Consider the following 17,657-nt stretch of genomic DNA (forward strand, 5'->3'; position numbering starts at 1 on the left):
TGAACACTGATCTATTGATCATCAGTGGTTTTTATCTGAGGCATATATGCGTACAATATAGCGAGAAATTAACTGCTGATGATTGATTATGCTTGATGTTTATTTAACAGATGTTCAGAAAAAGGTGAAATTTAAGGATTATCCGGGTGAGCATCCTGTTAAATTTATTTTGAATTTTAAAAAGATTTTTCCGAGTGTTATGGAACTGCTTCTTCCAGTGCTTCCTAACGACGAAAATTTGGATGAAATGACCTGGGAATCGACCACAAAAGATTTTGAGTTGTTCAAATTACTGTTAAGTGGCTGGGGAGTAATTGAATTACGTTTAAATGCGATTAGCCAATTTAAAAATAAGAACTATGCCGATCAATTGGTCAAAACTGCACAACAAAAACGTAAAGAGTTTGCTAAAACCCAAAAGACACTAAAAACAGTTGAACTGGATTATTTATTTATGCATGAAATTCATGCATTGATTGATGCTGAACTGGTTGAAATTGGTGAAAAATTCTATTTGCCAACCTTACGTGATATCTGGAAGCATAAGGTATCGCAAAGTGTCTTGAATGCTAAATTCTAAAACACCCTAAAACGTAATAACAATCCTCCAAATATTGGGGGATTTTTTATGGCTGCATAGTTTGTGAAAGGTAAGTCTAAATTGTAGACAAGATTCTATATAAAAAATTAAAGATTTAATTATCAATAAAATGTACTAGATATTGGAATTATTATTGCATATGGTAGGACAGCAACAAATTTGCATCTGCATGGTTATAAAATTTGATATTTCACATTTTCTTAACAGTGTAAGCAGATTGTTTCAAATCTTCCCGAGGAAATATCAAAGGATTTCATTCAATGTCGAATCAGTTTTTAGATTTAATTAATAAACGCCGTACCATTTATGCAGTGGGTAAAAATGTAGAGCAAAGCCCAGAATATTTAACTGAATTGATTCAACATGCAATTAAGCAAAGTCCGTCATCTTTTAACTCGCAATCTTCACGTGCCGTAATTTTATTTAATGACGAGCACGAAAAATTTTGGGGCTTTGTGAAAGAAAAACTCAAGTCTTATGCAACAGATGAAGAAGCTGCTACAAAAACCAGTGCCAAAATGGATAGTTTTGCTGCAGGTGTCGGGACGGTTTTATTTTTTGAAGATATGGATGTGATTAAGGGCTTGCAAGAGCAGTTCCCATCTTATGCTGATAACTTCCCGGTTTGGGCAGAACATTCAACAGCGATTGCACAATTCGCGACTTGGACTGCGTTACATACCGATGGTTTAGGTGCATCACTTCAGCATTACAACCCGATTGTGGATGAACAAGTGCATGCTGAATGGAATATTCCTGCAAGCTGGAAACTGCGTGCCCAGCTCGTGTTTGGTTCAGTAGAAGGTGAAGCCAAAGACAAAGGCTACATGGATGATGCAGTTCGTTTTAAAGTCTTTAAATAATTGTTGGTTTTACAAGAAAGAAAATAAAAAAGAGAGGTCAATTCGACCTCTCTTTTTTTGAATCTGCCTTTGTAAAGGAACTTTCTATCATCGCTATTTTTTAGATGCTTGTTTTTAAGCAGAGGCGTGTTGGCATTTACCTACTTTACGTCCATGCAATAGGTAGTAGATGACGATACAGGCTAAAACACACATTGCACTGTAGAAATACAGTTGTGAATAGTCGATGTAATCCAATGCCTGACCAATGAAATAAGGACCAAAGCCTAAACCTGCATCCAGAAAAATAAAGAAGGTCGAAGTGGCAAAGCCCATACGTTCGATGCTGGCGCTTTTTACCGCAACAGTTTGGCAAACGGACTGAATATTGCCATAACCGAAACCGAGTAAGCCTGCGCAAAGCAACAGCATGAGCGAACTGTGTACCTGACTTAATAAAACCAGGGCAATCGCCATAATGATAAAAGCAGGATACATAATGATATTTTCACCTTTACGATCCATCAGTGGGCCAGTAAATGGACGTGAGATCAAGATGGCAATGGCATACATCAAAAAGAAAAAAGAGGCTGTTTCAACCAGATCAATTTCTTTGGCATAAAAGTTGATGAAGGACAACACACCTGAATAGCAAATGGAAGCCAATAACATAATAAAGGAAATCGGCAGTGCTTTATGTTCAATAAATTGGGAAATCCAGTTGGGTTTTTCAACAGGTACAGAAAGATCCAGTGGGTTGTTTTGTTGTGGAAGATTAGGTACTTGAATCAGAAAAGCAACTACCAGACAGCTCACCGCGATAATGCTTGAAACAATAAAAATGGCATCATAACCAATGTGCAGCATCATCCATATGGCGAGGAAAGGACCAATCGCCGTTCCCAAAGTACTACTCATGCTGTAGTAACCAATGCCTTCACCGCGACGAGTTGGCGGTAATATCTGCGCAATAATGGTGCCTAAAACAGTGGAGGCCATACCCATCATAAAACCATGCATAAATCGCACAAGTAACAGCATGCCGACATCAAACTTCATGAAGTAGAAGCCAGAAAAGATCAGGAAGCCGGTTAAACCGACAATAAGTGTGGTTTTACGTCCAAAGCGTTCCAGAAATTTACCGACAAACAAACGGCCAATCAACGTACCGACAATAAATAAACCCGAGACTAGACCTGCTTGTGCCGTGGTTGCACCGAGTTCAGCGACGGCATAACCGACAATAACCACGACAAGCAGATAAAAGGTCAGGACCAGCTGAAAGTTAATCGAACTGACAAGAATAAAATTTCTTGACCATAAGGGAGCATTTTCATTCATGACTGGGTACCTGTTTTAAGCTCTTGCAGATGTTCCATAAGTGTATGAAGGGTGTCTAATGTGCAAGTTTTAGAATTCTGATCCAGTGGCAATAGCAGTTGTTGTTCAAACACATCCATTTTTTCAGAGCAAATTTGAAAAACTTCTACACCTTTTGCACTCAGGATCAGTTTCTTTTGCCGTTTATCTTCAGTATCCACTTGTTCAAGCACTTCTAGTCGCATCAGGGCATGAATACGTTTGGCAATGGAGGGCTTGGAGACATTCAGATATTCCGCAATGTCGATAGAGGTACAGCCCTGTTTTAACTGAATCACATACAGTACTTGCCATAAGGAATAGTTCAATTGATGGGGCAATAAAATGGTATTGATTTCATCACTCATTAGACGCGCGCAGCGCAATAATGAAGCACGGAATTTAAGTTGGGGAGACATAATAGTTAGCTAGGGTAACTAAATTAATTAAACTTTACGCCTCTTTAAACGGTTGTTCAAGTATTAAGCAAGCTGAAAGCAGGATTTATAAGCAAAAAAAGACTCATCACATAAATGAATTCAGACCACTTTCAAAATGCTTCTTTATAAACTGTAGTGAGTAAAGGGGAGAGTGTATTGAAGTGCTTGGAATTTAAAGTATAGGTTCAAACACTTTCTAGTGAATCGTCCAGTGCATATATGTTTGGGATTGAATTTTGTTTCTACGTCGTGGGTTGCTACGTCAGTATTGTAAGGTCTATGTTGACTTGGTTGAGACCTCTAATTTTGCTATTCAAATAGTGATAGCTCCAATTCAGTTACCTGTCTCCTTATTAGTACAGACTTTTAAACACGTTTATTTCGAGCTGCACCGACTATTTTTAATGCCGCAGGGTCGAGCTCCGCCTTTATCTCTATAAAAAATTGCATTCCATGTTTTTGACGTGCAACTGACCAACCATTTTATCGAGATCAGTATGAATATTCATTTCTTTCCTTCACATGCGAGGAAACAGACAGCTTTTGCCCAAATTTTAGTTTTTTTAAATGATGGTGAAATAATAAATCAACATACTTCAATGAAGTTTCGAGGGTATCCTGAAACAGGTCAAAACAACAAAATAGCGCGACTGTGTATCTGCGTACTCAATCACCACATTAACGAATTTAAAAAGGTGATGTTATGAATCTAGGATTAACCGCACTTGAACTGGCACGAATTCAATTTGCTTTCACCGTATCGTTTCATATTATTTTCCCTGCAATTTCGATTGGTCTAGCGAGCTTCCTTGCCGTTTTAGAGTGGCGCTGGCTTAGAACTCAAAATCCGGTATATCAGGACCTGTTTAAGTTTTGGGTCAAAATATTTGCCATTGCCTTTGGTATGGGCGTGGTCTCTGGCGTGGTCATGAGTTACCAGTTCGGAACCAACTGGAGTGAATTTTCCCGGGTTTCAGGCAGTGTAACTGGGCCACTTTTGGCTTATGAAGTGCTGAGTGCCTTCTTCTTGGAAGCCGGATTTCTGGGCATTATGCTGTTTGGCTGGGGGCGTGTTGGTCCCAAGGCCCATTTCTTTGCGACAGTCATGGTAGCAGTGGGAACCTGTATTTCCATGTTCTGGATTTTATCGTCCAATAGCTGGATGCAGACACCCCAAGGTTTCAGCATTGAAAATGGCATTATCGTTCCACAAGACTGGCTTGCCATTGTGTTTAATCCCTCTTTTCCATATCGCTTGGCGCATATGGCAATGGCTGCATTCTTGGTATCGGCCTTGCTGGTCGCCAGCACAGCAGCGTGGCATTTGCTTAAAGGTCGCCGTGATGCATTGGTCAAAACCTCTTTTTCCATGGCTTTATGGATGATATTGGTTCTTACACCTTTGCAGGTTCTGATTGGAGATATGCATGGGATCAATACCTTAAAGTATCAACCGGCAAAAATCGCTGCAATAGAAGGGCACTGGGAAACCAATCATAATGAAGGCATGCCTCTGTATTTATTTGGTATTCCAGATATGCAGGCAGAAGAAACCAAATATGCGATTGGTATTCCAAACGTGGGAAGCCTGATTTTAACCCATTCCATGAATGGTAAAGTTCAGGGCTTGAAAGAGTTTTTACCTGAAGATCGGCCAAATTCGACCATCGTGTTTTGGAGCTTTCGGATCATGGTCGGTATGGGCGTGTTGATGCTGTTATTAGCGCTAATCGGTTTGTGGCTTAGGAAAACTGGCCGGTTCTATGAAAGTCCATGGTTTCACCGTTTTGCACTGATTATGGGACCCTCCGGTTTTATTGCAATGCTGGCTGGATGGTTTACGACGGAGGTGGGACGTCAGCCTTGGGTGGTTTATGGTGTGATGCGAACTAAAGATGCTTTATCACCGGTATCGGCAGAACAGGTCGGATTAACCCTGATTATTTTTGTAGTGGTGTATTGCGTGGTCTTTGGGATCGGCATTTATTACATGTTGCGAATCATGCATAAAGGTCCGGAATTTGTTCATTCAGTACCACACAGTGAAGAAAAGGTCATTCAAGCCTCGCATCGTCCATTGGGCAGTACCGATGAAGAGCTGGATGGGCCACCGCTCGATAATCACCAGGAGAATGACAAATGATTGATTTATCTTTTATCTGGATTGTAATTATTGCGGTTGGTGTACTGATTTATGTGGTACTGGATGGTTTTGACTTAGGCATCGGCATCTTGTTTCCTTTCTTTAAAGGGCAACAAGAACGTGACGTGATGATGAATACTGTTGCCCCCGTATGGGATGGCAATGAAACCTGGATGGTATTGGGTGGGGCAGGCTTATTTGCTGCATTTCCCTTGGTGTATTCGACGGTACTTTCTGCGCTGTATTTGCCCATCATTCTGATGGTGGTGGCACTTATTTTCCGCGGCGTGGCTTTCGAATTCCGTTTTAAATCCAGACGTAACCGACATCTTTGGGACATTGCCTTTATTGGCGGTTCCATTTTAACCGGATTTTTACAGGGAATTATTCTGGGGGCATATATTCAAGGGATTAAAACCACCAATGGAATCTATACCGGTGGTGGTTTGGACTGGTTAACACCATTTTCAGTCTTTACGGGTATTGGTGTAGTGGTACTGTATGCCACTTTAGGTTGTGGCTGGCTGATCTTTAAAACTGATGCAGACTTGCAAAATAGAATGTATCAGCTCATGCCGAAGATGATTATTGCCTTATTTATTATTTTTGGCGGCGTCAGTATCTATACACCTTTGGCGCATCCTGCAATTGCAGAACGCTGGTTCAGTCAACCGCAACTCACTTATTTTAGTCCTGTCCCGATTCTGGTTTTGGTGTTTACCTTTCTGGCTTTACGCGCTTGCAAGCAACGTAAAGAACTCAGTCCATTCATCTACACTCTGGCTTTGGTATTTTTGGCGTATACCGGATTTCTCATTAGTTTGTGGCCTTATATCATTCCGCCATCCGTTACGATTTGGGATGCAGCTGCACCGCAAAGCAGTCAGTTATTTACCTTAATTGGGGCACTGCTTTTGATTCCGATTATTCTGATTTATACAGGATTATCCTATTGGGTATTCCGCGATAAAGTCCGAATTGGCGATAAGGGCTATCATTAAGGAGTGAATATGAAACTCTCACAAACCCAGTGGTTTATTGTTTTGTGGCTAGGTGGATTCTTTGCTTTGGCACTGGTGGCAGGGGCATTCCGGCTCTTAATTCAGTTGGCCTATATTTAATAGCGAAAGAAAGTTACTTTAAAAGTGGTCTGCTAAAAACAGACCACTTTGTTCTTGTAGAGCAGACCACTTTATTGCGGATTAAGTTCTATATTATGTTTATTCATTTTATAGTGCGTATTGTCCGAGGCGATCATGCTGCGAAGCCTAAGCTTCCAATTTATTTTAGATTTTTTTGAATTTACTCAAATTGATTCTACAAAAATCTTGCAACGACTGGGAATTGAATCCCTTGACGAATTTGATGTCATTCTTCAGCAAAGCCTAGCGGTTCGATCTGCGCAGCAATCATCCCATGATTACATCATTCAAAGTTCGACTTTAGAAAATAGCCTAAGTTATTTGTTTACACCTTTTATTCATGCTGTTTTGAATCAAAATACGATTTATATCGCACCACGACAAAATATTGTGGAACAGGTCTATGCGCATTATTTCCGTCTCGATGCTTTAGAACTGGAAAATCAGCAATCGATTACTGAAATGAATCTGTGTCTGGATTTGGTGCCAACAGAATTTAATGCGGCTGAATTTAGAATGTATGCTTTAGCGAAAGCATTGCTTGATCCTGCATGTCAGCATATGACGATGATCGGGCAAAGTGGACTGAATCCGGCTACAAAACAACAACTAGAAAGTTTATTCCAAGTCCGGATAGATGAAATTTTACTGGCTCATAAACAGTTTAATTTGCCAGAAATTGATTTTAAAAAACTATTCTGGAAAAGAAAGACACCAGAATTGGCACAAGTCTGTGAAAGCATCGCGCAGGAAAATGCACCTTTAGTCAGCCGCCAGTTTCATATGAAATTAAACGATGCAGCGCATTTGATTGACGATTTGATGTATAGCGAACATCTTTTTGAAAAATTATCCGTTTTTGGTGAATTTACCGAAACCATCTTTAAAAACAATCTTGAATCGAAATTGAGGTATGCTAATGAACGAACCTAAAAAGCCTTTTCCATATTTAGTGGTCGGAATTAGCCTGTTATTAGGCTGCATGTTCCTTGGGTTTTTCTTCCTGGCAGTAACCAATGAGCCAGAGTATATGCCTTCACATCAGAAGAAGCTGGCTGAAGCAGCCAAGGTACAGAATCAATAGATGTTTCGCTCACAGGATGAAGATCTTCTGAAAATAATGCCTTGTTTCGATAAGGCATTTTTGATTATTGTGAAATAAATATAAGTTGGATGCGTGCAGGTTGTGTAATGAAACAAAATGAATTTATCCAATTGTTAAGCCAAAATTTTGCACAGACCAATGAAAATAAATTAAGAACCAAAATATATTTAGCCATTAAAGCAACCTTGCCGAAATTAAACCTGCAGTCCGATTTTAAATGTCCATCCACACGGTTTTTATCCGAACACCTAGGGATATCTCGTGACACGGTAGAAAAAGTGTATGCTCAATTAGAACAAGAAGGTATATTGCAACGGATGAAAGGCAAAGGTACGTTTATTAGGGCACACCTAAAAGTAGAACAGCTAGCATCTGAAGCAGTTGAATACCGACTTCCAGAAAATACCGAGCAATTAGAAAATCTATTTTTTGATCAAAACCTGAATTTTTTTGCCGATGGCATGCCTGAAATACGTAATTTCCCGTTTAAAAAATGGTACGAAACTGAAAAAAATGCGCTAAGCCAATATGGATTAAATATTTTCTTAAAAGATAATGCAGCTGGTGATGATTTATTGTGTCAGCAAATTGCTCAGCACATTAATTTAAATCGTAATACCCAAATATCTGCAGAGCAAGTGCTTATTGTGAATAGCACACAGCAAGCTTTATATCTCTGTGGACGGGTATTATTTAATTCGAATGATAAAATCATTATGGAAAATCCATATTATTCGAATGCCTATCAACTTTTTAAGCATATGAATCTGGATTTAAAATGTATTGGTTTAGATCGTGAAGGTTTGAAAATACAGGATTGTGCCGATATTCAGGATGCAAAAGCAATTTATGTGACTCCGGCGAATCAGTATCCCAGCGGCATTCAAATGAGTGCAACACGCAAAGAACAAATTATTGAATATGCAGAGAAAAATAATAGTTATATTCTTGAAGATGACTATGATTCACTGTTACTGAATAAAAGTCAAAACACCGCCATTTTAGGTTTAGACTCTTACCAGAGAACGATTTATCTGGGTTCTTTCAGTAAATATATTCTACCGAGTTTAAGACTTTCTTATTTGATTTTACCCAAAGCGTTAATTGAGCCTTTTAAGCGCTATCGCAATTATATTGATGGCAGTGCGCCGTCTCAATATTTTCAGGTTTTACTTGGAAATTTTATGCAACGCGGGTACTACGCTGAATATTTAAGACAGATGCAGCAGCTCTATTTAAAGCGCTACCAAACGTTTATGCGTTGTTTTGAGTTTTATTTATCTGAATTCTGTTTTGTGAAACAGCATCATCCGAGTATGCAGGTTGCGTGTTATTTTAAAGCAGAGATTCCAAATACCCTTGAACAAGCTTTGGTAAATGGTGCAGAGCTACACAATATTGCAATTACACGTCTAAGCCAGTTTTATGAATATGATCGTGAATATGGTTTTGTGCTGGGTTTTAGTTCACTTAACGATACTGAAATTAAACTGTGTATGAAAGAACTCCGCCAACTCATACACAATGAATTGGCGCGCCTGATATAAAGCCATCTGATATTTTTTTATAATAAAAATTTAATCCTGTTATTTATTCTGTTTACGATAAACACTCGGACGTACAGGACGCGAACTTTTCCATAAACCTTTTTTCTGTTTTTTGGCTTTGTCTTGAAGTGACATCATATAGTGCAGATGATTTTTATCCTTGATATATTCTTCATAGACCCAAGCGGCACCGCGTTTGACCATCTCTTCATTGATATTTTTACGATAACGATAGACCACACCGACACAGCGTCCATAACGGTCGATATCGGTAATTTTCACTCGAACCATTTTATCTTTGACCATACTTTGGACCAGTCGCTGGGATTCCTTGCCATAGCTTTGACTAGATTCAGGTGCATCCACATAAGCAAAGCGTAACTTGGTTTCAGAACGTCTGATATTAAAACGGTAGCAGGTGAGGGTATCGCCGTCGCTCACTGCATTAACACGGCACCAATATTTTTTACCTTTTTTAAACGGACGAAATATATCCTTTAAGTAAATGGTAATTTTATGCAGTAAATAATAGGAAATACATAAAGCGAATAGCCCTAGCACAATTTGCCAGGTCGTAGAGAGATGCAACAAAGTTATAACCCAAATCCTTAAAAATTAGCCGTATATCGATACAGCTAGGAGATGGAGCATGGTAGGTTAAAGCCATTATTTGCAGGGCTTAAAAGCTAAACACTTAGTGTTTTATTTTGTAGTAATAAAATAGCCTAAGCATTTTATAAACCATCAAAGATGATCTGTTTCTTAATAAATAGCCTAAGTAGAATAAATGAATCTCTACAAAATAGCCTAAGCAAAAATTTTATAAATTTCGCTTCGCAAAAAAATATGCCGTGAATTTAATTCCAAATCCCTATGCCAATACATTCCCAAATCAATATTTGGAAGTTCTACAGGAACATCAAAAATATTCAAACCATCGGCCAATTGTAAATGAACCAGTATATTTTTAGGAATAGTAAGAATGGCTTGAGGCTGCTGGCTTAAAATTTGGAGGGCAGTTAAATAGTGCTGACAGCGTAAAAAAATCTGACGGGAAAGTTGTTTTCGGTTCAAATAAATATCTTCCACCAAAACCCCGGTACGTCGTGATGAAACACCAATATGCGGTGAGGCCAAATAAATATCTTCGGTCATGCTTTGCTGTTGAGTACACACCACAAATTGGTCTTGCACCAGTTTTTCAAATTGAATTTTGTCCCCAAAGTTTTGTTCTAAATCAATCACAAAATCAATCTGCTGAGTAGCAAGATCGGTCAGGACATTTTTACGGTCTAGCTTGATACTGGAAAATTGGATCGCTAAATTGAGTTGATGAAAATGTTCCACCAGTTTAGGGAAAATAATCGGCTCGATTTCATCATGCACTGCAATTTTTAAAGTCTGCACCATGCTCGGGTCAAAATTTTGTTTTTGGATTGAAATGCTTTGAATTGCAATCAAGGCATTTTTAATCACCGGATAAATTTGTTCAGCAAAGGGTGTGGGTAACATTTTGCTGCCTGCACGGACAAATAAATCATCCTGCAAATGCTGTCTTAGCCGTTGTAAGGCATGGCTGGCAGCAGATTGGGTGATACATAAAATTTGAGCAGCTTTTGAAATACTTCTTTGCTCATAAATCGCAATAAAAAGTGGATATAAATTAATATCGATACGGTGGAAGATGGCCATATCAACTGTACTACCCATCGTACTTTTATTATGAATACTATTCATAGTGTTGTATTGAATTAAATCATTTTGTTCATAGTAGTTTTCAAGATAAGGTGTTGTAAAGAGCAGTGATGACAATATTTAGAGGGAAGTTAGCATGTTTGAATTATCAGCACGTGCACAAGATTTTGTAGAATGTACCAAAACCTTTATAAAAAATGAAATTGAACCGATTGAAACTGAATTTTGGAATGAAGTTCATACGCTGAATCAAGGTGGTGACTGGACAACATGGCAGTGGCCAGCGCAAATAGACGTTCTTAAAAATAAAGCCAAAGCAGCTGGGCTTTGGAACATGTTCCTGCCTGATCCTGTTTTAGGCCAAGGTTTATCTGTACAGGAATATGCCCATATTGCCGAACTGACAGGCCGCAGTTTAATTGCACCCACCGTATTTAACTGTAATGCACCTGACAGTGGCAACATGGAAGTGTTGTGGCGTTATGGTTCTGATGCACAAAAACAGCAGTGGTTAATGCCCTTACTTGAAGGCAAAATTCGTTCAGTCTTTTGTATGACGGAACCCGATGTCGCTTCAAGTGATGCAACCAATATGCAGGCGACGGCGGTCATTGAAGGTGATGAAATTGTTTTAAATGGCCGTAAATGGTGGTCGTCAGGTTTGGGTGATCCAAACGCAAAAATCATCATTTTTATGGCGCATACGCCAGATGAAAGTAAAGACCGTCATCATCAACATTCCATGGTTCTGGTTCCTGTAGAAACTACGGGTGTGAAAATAGAACGGATGTTGCCGGTTTTTGGTGATTATGATGCACCACATGGTCACGGCGAAATCAGTTTCAATAATGTGCGTGTTCCGGTTGCCAACTTTATTGGCGGTGCAGGGCAAGGTTTCGAAATTGCCCAAGGTCGTTTGGGGCCAGGACGTATTCATCATTGCATGCGTTGTATCGGCGCGGCAGAAAAATCATTAGAGTTGATGATTGACCGCGGCATGAGCCGAACTGCTTTTGGTAAAGAAATTTTAAAATTGGGCGGTAATCTGGAACGTGTTGCCGAAGCCCGTGTTGCCATAGATCAAGCACGTCTTTTAACTTTGTATGCCGCCTATAAAATGGATACTTTAGGTAATATGGCTGCTTTAACTGAAATTTCTGCGATTAAAGTGGTTGCGCCAAGTGTGCTGGAGAAAGTGGTGGATATGGCGATCCAGATTCACGGCGGTGCAGGGGTTTCACGTGATACCCCATTGACAGGTTTCTTTGCTCAAGCACGTAGCCTGCGTTTGGCCGACGGTCCCGATGAAGTGCATAAAGGCATGATTGCCAAACTTGAATTGGCAAAACGTGGTTACGGTTCACATCGCAAGTAATATCTAAAAAATATTGTAGATGAGACTTCTTACAACTTTGTACAAATTTTCCTGTCAATGGAAAATGAAAAAGGTATAAATAAGATGGTGTAAGAAGTCTTTTGAAATTGAAGATTTAGGAAAATAACAATGTCAGTCATTGATGTGAGTGGAAATGTTCGTCCGGGCGAAGAACTGGACATAATCGCGGTAGAAAACTGGTTAAAGGCACAAGGGATTGATTTACAGGGTCAGGTAGAAGTCACTCAATATTCAGGGGGAGCTTCAAACTGGACTTACCGTTTGAAATACGACAATGCTGATTTAATTCTACGGCGTCCGCCTAAAGGTACTAAAGCCAAATCAGCTCATGACATGGCACGTGAATACAATGTGCAAAAAAATCTGGCACCGTTCTATCCTGTACTGCCTAAAATGGTGGCATTGTGTCAGGACGAATCCGTGATTGGTTGTGACTTCTATGTCATGCAACGGATAGAAGGCATTATTCCACGGGCCAATTTACCTAAAGAACTGCATTTTAACGAAGCTCAAGTTCACGAATTGTGCATCAATGTCATTGATAAGTTGATTGAACTGCATCAAGTCCCTTATCAAGGGACAGAGCTGGAAAAACTGGGTAAAGGCGACGGCTATTGTCGTCGTCAGGTTGAAGGTTGGGATGCACGTTATGAAAAAGCCAAAACCTTCAATGTACCTTCATTTAAATATGTACGTCACTGGCTCAAAGACAATATTCCTGCGGATTCGACCAGCTGCATCATCCACAATGACTGGCGTTTTGATAATGTAATTTTAGATCCGAATCATCCCACACAGGTCATTGGCGTACTGGACTGGGAAATGGCAACTTTGGGCGATCCACTGATGGATTTGGGTTCAGCTTTGGCATATTGGGTGGAAGAGACTGACAATCAAATTTTTAAAGCGACACGTCGTCAGCCCACTCATTTAAAAGGCATGTTTACCCGTAAAGAAGTGGTCGATTATTATTTGGAAAAAACGGGTCTGCAGCCTGAAAACTGGACCTTCTATGAAGTGTTCGGCATTTTCCGTTTAGCCGTGATCGCGCAACAAATTTATTACCGTTATCACCATAAACAAACCAATAATCCCGCATTTAAGGATTTCTGGATCGTCATTCATGCTTTACATATTCGTGCCTTAAAACTAATTGGTAAACAGAAGTTCGAAGCCAATGATATTGCACAGAAATATAAAGTAAAACTTCAGGAAATTTTAGGAAAAGTAAAATGACCACAATTTATCTGATTCGTCATGGACAGGCTTCATTTGGTGCGGAAAGTTATGACAAACTTTCACCGAATGGCGAATTACAGGCGAAATTATTGGGTCAGTATTTCAATCAAATTCTGAAAGAAGAACCTTATGTCGTTGCCGGTTCAATGCAGCGCCATCAACAAACTGCCAATCTTGCTTTGGCTGAATGTTTTCCCGAGGCAGAAATTCAAACCGACAGTGCATGGAACGAGTTCAACCATCAACAGGTTTTTGCCCAATATGAACCGCGTTTTAATGAACCGCATTTGTTAAAACAGGATGTCGAAAATGAAGTCAATCCACGGGCGTATTTAGCCAAAATTTTTGAAGGTGCCATTGAGCGCTGGACCGGTGGTGACTATCACCATGAATATGATGAATCCTGGCCAGATTTTAAAAGCCGGGTAGAAACGGCACTACAAAATTTATGTGATGAATTGGCAAAAACCAAACCGCGTTATGCCGTGGTATTTACCTCGGGTGGGGTGATTTCAGTGGCGGCAGGAAAATTACTCGAGCTTAATCCAAATCGTACTTTTGCATTGAACTGGGCGATTACCAATACCAGTATGACCACATTACGTCTGGTTGGAAACGAGCCACAATTACTGAGTTTAAACGAACATCATTTTATTAAAGCTGAAGATCCTCAATTACTGACATGGATTTGATATTAAAAAATAGACAAGGAATAGATCATGGCAAAAACGGTTTTAATTACTGGGGCAAGCTCAGGTATTGGTGCGGGAATGGCACGTGAATTTGCACAAAAAGGCTATAATCTTGCCATTTGTGCACGTCGTTTGGAGCGTCTTGAAACTTTAAAGCAAGAACTTGAAAGCAAATATGGCATTAAAGTGATTGCGAAAACTTTGGACGTGACCAATTACGATCAAGTCTTTGAAGTGTTTAAAGCTTTCAAAGAGGAATTTGGCACGATTGACCGCATTATTGTGAATGCAGGTGTAGGTGACGGTCGTCGTATTGGTAAAGGCAATTTTGAAATTAACCGTGCCACGGTAGAAACCAACTTTATTTCTGCTTTAGCGCAATGTGAAGCGGCTGTTGAAATTTTCCGTGCGCAAAATTCTGGTCATCTGGTGATGATTTCATCAATGAGTGCAATGCGTGGCATGCCTAAACATTTAACCGCGTACGGCGCAAGCAAGGCAGGGGTTGCACATTTGGCAGAAGGTATTCGTGCAGAACTGATTGATACGCCAATTAAAGTCACCACCATTTTTCCGGGTTATATTCGTACCGAACTGAATGAAGGCGCGAAGAAATTACCTTTTGAAGTGGATGAAAAAACAGGATCGCATTTACTGGTCAAAGCCATTGAAAAAGCACCCGTCAAAGCTTATGTCCCAGAATGGCCTTGGTTGCCATTAGGTTTGGCAATGAAAGTATTGCCACTAAAGTGGGTAAACAAGTTGGGTTGAGGAGCGAATGAATCGAAGGCGCTGAATGCGCCTTTTATTTTTCCAAGATTTTTAATAAACACATTAAGGTCGTCATAGCGACGCAATTATCTATTATTTTTAGAAATCAGGATGCCTAACATGATCATGAAGGTGCTCACTCCACCGATAACAAAACTCATGAGTCCCATTTCAACAGTGAAAACCTCATTCCAAAGATTATTATTGCTCCAAGGTACATAAATCCCCTGACTCCACAAAAAGCTAATCGCGCATAAAATGAGAAAGCTGATGAGAGTTGCAATGATAAGTGTAACGACAAGATTTTTCCAAATTTTACAGCCGACAATCAAGGTGATAACGCTGAGCCCAACTATTGCAATTATTGCTATTAATAAAACACTATTCCAATAGTCCATATTGATTACTCTTGGCTAAGTCAATAATAAATTTATGAGAGTTTCGTGTTTAAATTTCCAAATGATACTTTAATATGAATTCCAGAAAAAAAGTAAGTAATTTTTCCAAAAAATGCAGTCCTTTAGATTTCTTATGAATAAATTTTTATTAATTTACTGAAAAGCTGCATTTTTAGTATAACCAGATCAAACTGAATTTTTAGAATAATTGAAAGAAGATATATTCTGAATAGAAGTTCCGCTTTAGATGAAACAGTAACGGCTTATTATTAACGTCTGATCGTTGAAATGATCATGCTCGAATCGTATTAACAAAAAGATCAAGCAAATGATGATGCTCTTGATAGTTCTAACAATATGCACATTGGGTCAATGCTTTTAACAAGGTAAAATCGTATATTGATCTTGATTTTCCGCTACTTGCATCCTTTATGTTTTTAAAAATTTCGACTATCGCCCTTATTCCATCCCTGATTATTCAAGGCAATGCAGTCAAAAAAAATACCTTACGCTTAGCAGAACCCGAAGGAAACCGTCAGGGGATTATCGGAACAGGAAAGCCGCTGTCTATTTTAATTTTAGGTGATTCTGCAGCAGCAGGCGTCGGGGTTGAAATTCAGGAAGATGCTTTATTGGGTGCGGTGTTAAATCAGTTAAAAGATCAATACCAAATCAGTTATATGCTGGAAGCGAAAACAGGACATACCACAGGGCAAGTCATTAAAACTGCCAAAAATATGTCGGCTCAACACTTTGATGTGGTGATTACCTCTGTCGGAGTGAATGACATTACCAAACTTACACCACCTAAAAACTGGATTCAAAAACAGCAACAACTTTATGCAGAGATTAACCAGAAATTTACACCTGAATTGGTTATTGCCGCTGGTGTGCCACCGATGAACATGTTTCCATCTTTACCCAATCCACTGGCATGGCTATTTGGACAATATGCCAAAGGCATGAACAAAACTCTTGGGAAATTAGTGCAGCAGCAAGCCAATATGCAATGGATTGAATATGATCTAGCACGATTTAAAAGCTTAAACTTGGAAATGGCAGCAGACGGCTTTCATCCAAGCAAGGAAATTTATGCACTTTGGGGTGAACAGGTGGCAGATAAAATCCGTCAAATGTTTTAAATTAGGCTAAAGACTGATAAATGGGCTGTTATGACCACCGAACTGGAAATTGAAACTCATCCACTTGAACCCTTTTTACCCCAAAATGCCAAATTGCTTATGATGGGGAGTTTTCCACCACCTAAAAGCCGATGGAAAATGGAGTTCTATTATCCAAACTATCAAAATGACATGTGGAAGATTTTTGGTTTGGTTTTCTTTCAAAATAAAGAACACTTTTTAGATATCGCGAATAAAAATTTCAAGGAACAGCAGATCCGTGAATTTTTAACGGAAAAAGGCATAGCAATTTTTGATACGGCCTATCAAATCATTCGCCTCAAAGGCAATGCTTCGGATAAATTTTTGCAAATTGCCAAGCCGACTGATATAGCCAAGTTGCTACAACAGATTCCTCAATGTCACAGCATTATGACCACAGGCGATAAAGCCACAGATACTTTAATGCTTTCTATGCCTGAAGGAACACTTAAACCGGTGATTGGCGAATCTTCAAAAGCTTATTTTGCTGAACGTGACCTGACTTTATATCGCATGCCATCTTCATCACGGGCTTATCCACTTGCGATAGAGAAAAAAGCTGAAGCCTATAGTCAGTTATTTGAGGAAATAGGCTTACTATGAGTAAGCTTGAATATTGAATGGCATCATCTTTGGATATTTCACCCATCTAAAAGATTGCACGCTAAAATCCCGTACCTGAGTAAAATCAGACCAGATGAGATGAGTTGACTGCCTTTAGTCCATTTCAGACTTTGAATACGCTGTGAAATTTGAGCTAATTCTTCATGAGTAGCAGGGCGTAGTTCCCCAATTTCGACATAGAGTCGCACACCCGGATAATCACTAAATTGACCTTTTAATAGCGATTTCAACCAAAATAATCGGCTGCTATTAATCGCTTGAATACAGGCTTTATTATTCTGGGGCAAATTTTCTTTAAAAGATTCAGCATACGTATCAAAGAAAAAAACCGGTTTGGTTGTCTTTAAGAAATAAAGTGCCTATAGGCGTGATGGTGGGTTGAAACTGTGCATCAACAGTGGCAATAGAGCAGTGCATTGCAGCTTTTTGCGCGTCATTCACGACTTTGTGAATATGGGACCATTCATGATGATTCATTTTTGATTTCACTTTTTATTATT

Annotated in this window: 19 protein-coding genes and 2 pseudogenes; 15 read left to right on the forward strand and 6 right to left on the reverse strand. The window is 39.4% G+C overall.

Annotated features, from left to right (window positions below; translation table 11 throughout):
- The first annotated feature begins 88 nt into the window (after positions 1-88).
- Positions 89-580 (forward strand): hypothetical protein, encoded by a 492-nt coding sequence (locus HLH18_RS02140; RefSeq protein WP_171545638.1) that lies wholly within the window; start codon positions 89-91, stop codon positions 578-580.
- A 281-nt stretch (positions 581-861) separates the two neighbouring features.
- Positions 862-1,464, forward strand: a complete 603-nt coding sequence (locus HLH18_RS02145) for a nitroreductase family protein (protein ID WP_171545639.1) — start codon at positions 862-864, stop codon at positions 1,462-1,464.
- Positions 1,465-1,578: 114 nt separating this feature from the next.
- On the opposite strand, the gene HLH18_RS02150 is transcribed toward HLH18_RS02145, so the two are convergent.
- A complete protein-coding gene (locus tag HLH18_RS02150) occupies positions 1,579-2,784 on the reverse strand; it encodes an MFS transporter (RefSeq protein ID WP_171545640.1) in 1,206 nt (401 codons plus the stop codon).
- Positions 2,781-3,224, reverse strand: a complete 444-nt coding sequence (locus HLH18_RS02155; RefSeq protein WP_502708109.1) for a MarR family winged helix-turn-helix transcriptional regulator — start codon at positions 3,222-3,224, stop codon at positions 2,781-2,783. The genes HLH18_RS02150 and HLH18_RS02155 overlap by 4 nt, the downstream gene beginning before the upstream one ends.
- Positions 3,225-3,601: 377 nt before the next feature.
- Between HLH18_RS02155 and HLH18_RS16305 the strand changes: the two are divergent.
- The 7 genes and pseudogenes from HLH18_RS16305 to pdxR form a co-directional block, all read left to right on the forward strand.
- Positions 3,602-3,682: pseudogene (locus tag HLH18_RS16305) on the forward strand (DUF2946 domain-containing protein); the annotation flags it as partial.
- 263 nt (positions 3,683-3,945) lie between these two features.
- Positions 3,946-5,385: a cytochrome ubiquinol oxidase subunit I gene (locus HLH18_RS02160; protein ID WP_171545641.1), complete on the forward strand. Its 1,440-nt coding sequence runs from the start codon at positions 3,946-3,948 to the stop codon at positions 5,383-5,385.
- Positions 5,382-6,386, forward strand: coding sequence for a cytochrome d ubiquinol oxidase subunit II (gene cydB / locus HLH18_RS02165; RefSeq protein WP_171545642.1), 1,005 nt, complete (start codon positions 5,382-5,384; stop codon positions 6,384-6,386). The genes HLH18_RS02160 and cydB overlap by 4 nt, the downstream gene beginning before the upstream one ends.
- Before the next feature lie 9 nt (positions 6,387-6,395).
- On the forward strand, positions 6,396-6,506 hold the full coding sequence (locus HLH18_RS02170) for a DUF2474 domain-containing protein (RefSeq protein ID WP_086193303.1): 111 nt from the start codon (positions 6,396-6,398) through the stop codon (positions 6,504-6,506).
- A 135-nt stretch (positions 6,507-6,641) separates the two neighbouring features.
- Positions 6,642-7,460 (forward strand): hypothetical protein, encoded by an 819-nt coding sequence (locus tag HLH18_RS02175; protein ID WP_171545643.1) that lies wholly within the window; start codon positions 6,642-6,644, stop codon positions 7,458-7,460.
- Positions 7,447-7,611, forward strand: a complete 165-nt coding sequence (locus HLH18_RS02180; RefSeq protein WP_171545644.1) for a cbb3-type cytochrome oxidase assembly protein — start codon at positions 7,447-7,449, stop codon at positions 7,609-7,611. The genes HLH18_RS02175 and HLH18_RS02180 overlap by 14 nt, the downstream gene beginning before the upstream one ends.
- A gap of 107 nt (positions 7,612-7,718) precedes the next feature.
- Positions 7,719-9,179 (forward strand): MocR-like pyridoxine biosynthesis transcription factor PdxR, encoded by a 1,461-nt coding sequence (gene pdxR, locus HLH18_RS02185; RefSeq protein WP_171545645.1) that lies wholly within the window; start codon positions 7,719-7,721, stop codon positions 9,177-9,179.
- 39 nt (positions 9,180-9,218) lie between these two features.
- Here the strand turns inward: pdxR and HLH18_RS02190 are convergent, their stop codons facing one another.
- Together HLH18_RS02190 and HLH18_RS02195 are read right to left on the reverse strand one after the other, a co-directional pair.
- Positions 9,219-9,770 (reverse strand): thermonuclease family protein, encoded by a 552-nt coding sequence (locus HLH18_RS02190; RefSeq protein ID WP_171545646.1) that lies wholly within the window; start codon positions 9,768-9,770, stop codon positions 9,219-9,221.
- Between the two features lie 216 nt (positions 9,771-9,986).
- Positions 9,987-10,916, reverse strand: a complete 930-nt coding sequence (locus HLH18_RS02195; RefSeq protein WP_171545647.1) for a LysR family transcriptional regulator — start codon at positions 10,914-10,916, stop codon at positions 9,987-9,989.
- A 94-nt stretch (positions 10,917-11,010) separates the two neighbouring features.
- Here HLH18_RS02195 and HLH18_RS02200 point away from each other — a divergent pair, with 94 nt between their 5' ends.
- From HLH18_RS02200 to HLH18_RS02215, 4 genes are all read left to right on the forward strand, one after another.
- Entirely contained in the window at positions 11,011-12,249 is a 1,239-nt protein-coding gene (locus HLH18_RS02200) for an acyl-CoA dehydrogenase family protein (RefSeq protein WP_171545648.1), read from the forward strand.
- A 129-nt stretch (positions 12,250-12,378) separates the two neighbouring features.
- Positions 12,379-13,506, forward strand: a complete 1,128-nt coding sequence (locus HLH18_RS02205) for a phosphotransferase family protein (RefSeq protein WP_171545649.1) — start codon at positions 12,379-12,381, stop codon at positions 13,504-13,506.
- Complete coding sequence (locus tag HLH18_RS02210) at positions 13,503-14,201, forward strand: histidine phosphatase family protein (RefSeq protein WP_171527926.1); 699 nt, start codon at positions 13,503-13,505, stop codon at positions 14,199-14,201. Before HLH18_RS02205 ends, HLH18_RS02210 begins: the two co-directional genes overlap by 4 nt.
- A 27-nt stretch (positions 14,202-14,228) precedes the next feature.
- Positions 14,229-14,972 carry an SDR family oxidoreductase gene (locus tag HLH18_RS02215; protein ID WP_171545650.1) on the forward strand — a complete coding sequence of 248 codons (744 nt, stop codon included), beginning with the start codon at positions 14,229-14,231 and terminating at the stop codon, positions 14,970-14,972.
- A gap of 86 nt (positions 14,973-15,058) precedes the next feature.
- On the opposite strand, the gene HLH18_RS02220 is transcribed toward HLH18_RS02215, so the two are convergent.
- The gene (locus HLH18_RS02220; RefSeq protein ID WP_171545651.1) at positions 15,059-15,370 is read right to left on the reverse strand and encodes a hypothetical protein; all 312 of its coding nucleotides are present in this window, start codon (positions 15,368-15,370) and stop codon (positions 15,059-15,061) included.
- Positions 15,371-15,801: 431 nt separating this feature from the next.
- Between HLH18_RS02220 and HLH18_RS02225 the strand changes: the two genes are divergently transcribed.
- Both HLH18_RS02225 and HLH18_RS02230 read left to right on the forward strand, forming a co-directional pair.
- A complete protein-coding gene (locus HLH18_RS02225; protein WP_171545652.1) occupies positions 15,802-16,512 on the forward strand; it encodes an SGNH/GDSL hydrolase family protein in 711 nt (236 codons plus the stop codon).
- 30 nt (positions 16,513-16,542) lie between these two features.
- Entirely contained in the window at positions 16,543-17,136 is a 594-nt protein-coding gene (locus HLH18_RS02230; RefSeq protein ID WP_171545653.1) for a uracil-DNA glycosylase family protein, read from the forward strand.
- Here the strand turns inward: HLH18_RS02230 and HLH18_RS02235 are convergent.
- Positions 17,131-17,634: pseudogene (locus HLH18_RS02235) on the reverse strand (pyridoxamine 5'-phosphate oxidase family protein). The gene HLH18_RS02230 and the pseudogene HLH18_RS02235 sit on opposite strands and share 6 nt — an antisense overlap.
- Positions 17,635-17,657: the final 23 nt, after the last annotated feature.

Origin of the sequence: Acinetobacter sp. ANC 5414 (genome assembly GCF_013004295.1) — a bacterium.
Classification (GTDB): Bacteria; Pseudomonadota; Gammaproteobacteria; order Pseudomonadales; family Moraxellaceae; genus Acinetobacter.

Coding starts and splice junctions, on each gene's coding strand:
- HLH18_RS02140 (WP_171545638.1), top strand. CDS start 89: ATGCTTGATGTTTATTTAACAGATGTTCAGAAAAAGGTGAAATTTAAG.
- HLH18_RS02145 (WP_171545639.1), top strand. CDS start 862: ATGTCGAATCAGTTTTTAGATTTAATTAATAAACGCCGTACCATTTAT.
- HLH18_RS02150 (WP_171545640.1), bottom strand. CDS start 2,784: ATGAATGAAAATGCTCCCTTATGGTCAAGAAATTTTATTCTTGTCAGT.
- HLH18_RS02160 (WP_171545641.1), top strand. CDS start 3,946: ATGAATCTAGGATTAACCGCACTTGAACTGGCACGAATTCAATTTGCT.
- cydB (WP_171545642.1), top strand. CDS start 5,382: ATGATTGATTTATCTTTTATCTGGATTGTAATTATTGCGGTTGGTGTA.
- HLH18_RS02170 (WP_086193303.1), top strand. CDS start 6,396: ATGAAACTCTCACAAACCCAGTGGTTTATTGTTTTGTGGCTAGGTGGA.
- HLH18_RS02175 (WP_171545643.1), top strand. CDS start 6,642: ATGCTGCGAAGCCTAAGCTTCCAATTTATTTTAGATTTTTTTGAATTT.
- HLH18_RS02180 (WP_171545644.1), top strand. CDS start 7,447: ATGAACGAACCTAAAAAGCCTTTTCCATATTTAGTGGTCGGAATTAGC.
- pdxR (WP_171545645.1), top strand. CDS start 7,719: ATGAAACAAAATGAATTTATCCAATTGTTAAGCCAAAATTTTGCACAG.
- HLH18_RS02195 (WP_171545647.1), bottom strand. CDS start 10,916: ATGAATAGTATTCATAATAAAAGTACGATGGGTAGTACAGTTGATATG.
- HLH18_RS02200 (WP_171545648.1), top strand. CDS start 11,011: ATGTTTGAATTATCAGCACGTGCACAAGATTTTGTAGAATGTACCAAA.
- HLH18_RS02205 (WP_171545649.1), top strand. CDS start 12,379: ATGTCAGTCATTGATGTGAGTGGAAATGTTCGTCCGGGCGAAGAACTG.
- HLH18_RS02210 (WP_171527926.1), top strand. CDS start 13,503: ATGACCACAATTTATCTGATTCGTCATGGACAGGCTTCATTTGGTGCG.
- HLH18_RS02215 (WP_171545650.1), top strand. CDS start 14,229: ATGGCAAAAACGGTTTTAATTACTGGGGCAAGCTCAGGTATTGGTGCG.
- HLH18_RS02220 (WP_171545651.1), bottom strand. CDS start 15,370: ATGGACTATTGGAATAGTGTTTTATTAATAGCAATAATTGCAATAGTT.
- HLH18_RS02225 (WP_171545652.1), top strand. CDS start 15,802: ATGTTTTTAAAAATTTCGACTATCGCCCTTATTCCATCCCTGATTATT.
- HLH18_RS02230 (WP_171545653.1), top strand. CDS start 16,543: ATGACCACCGAACTGGAAATTGAAACTCATCCACTTGAACCCTTTTTA.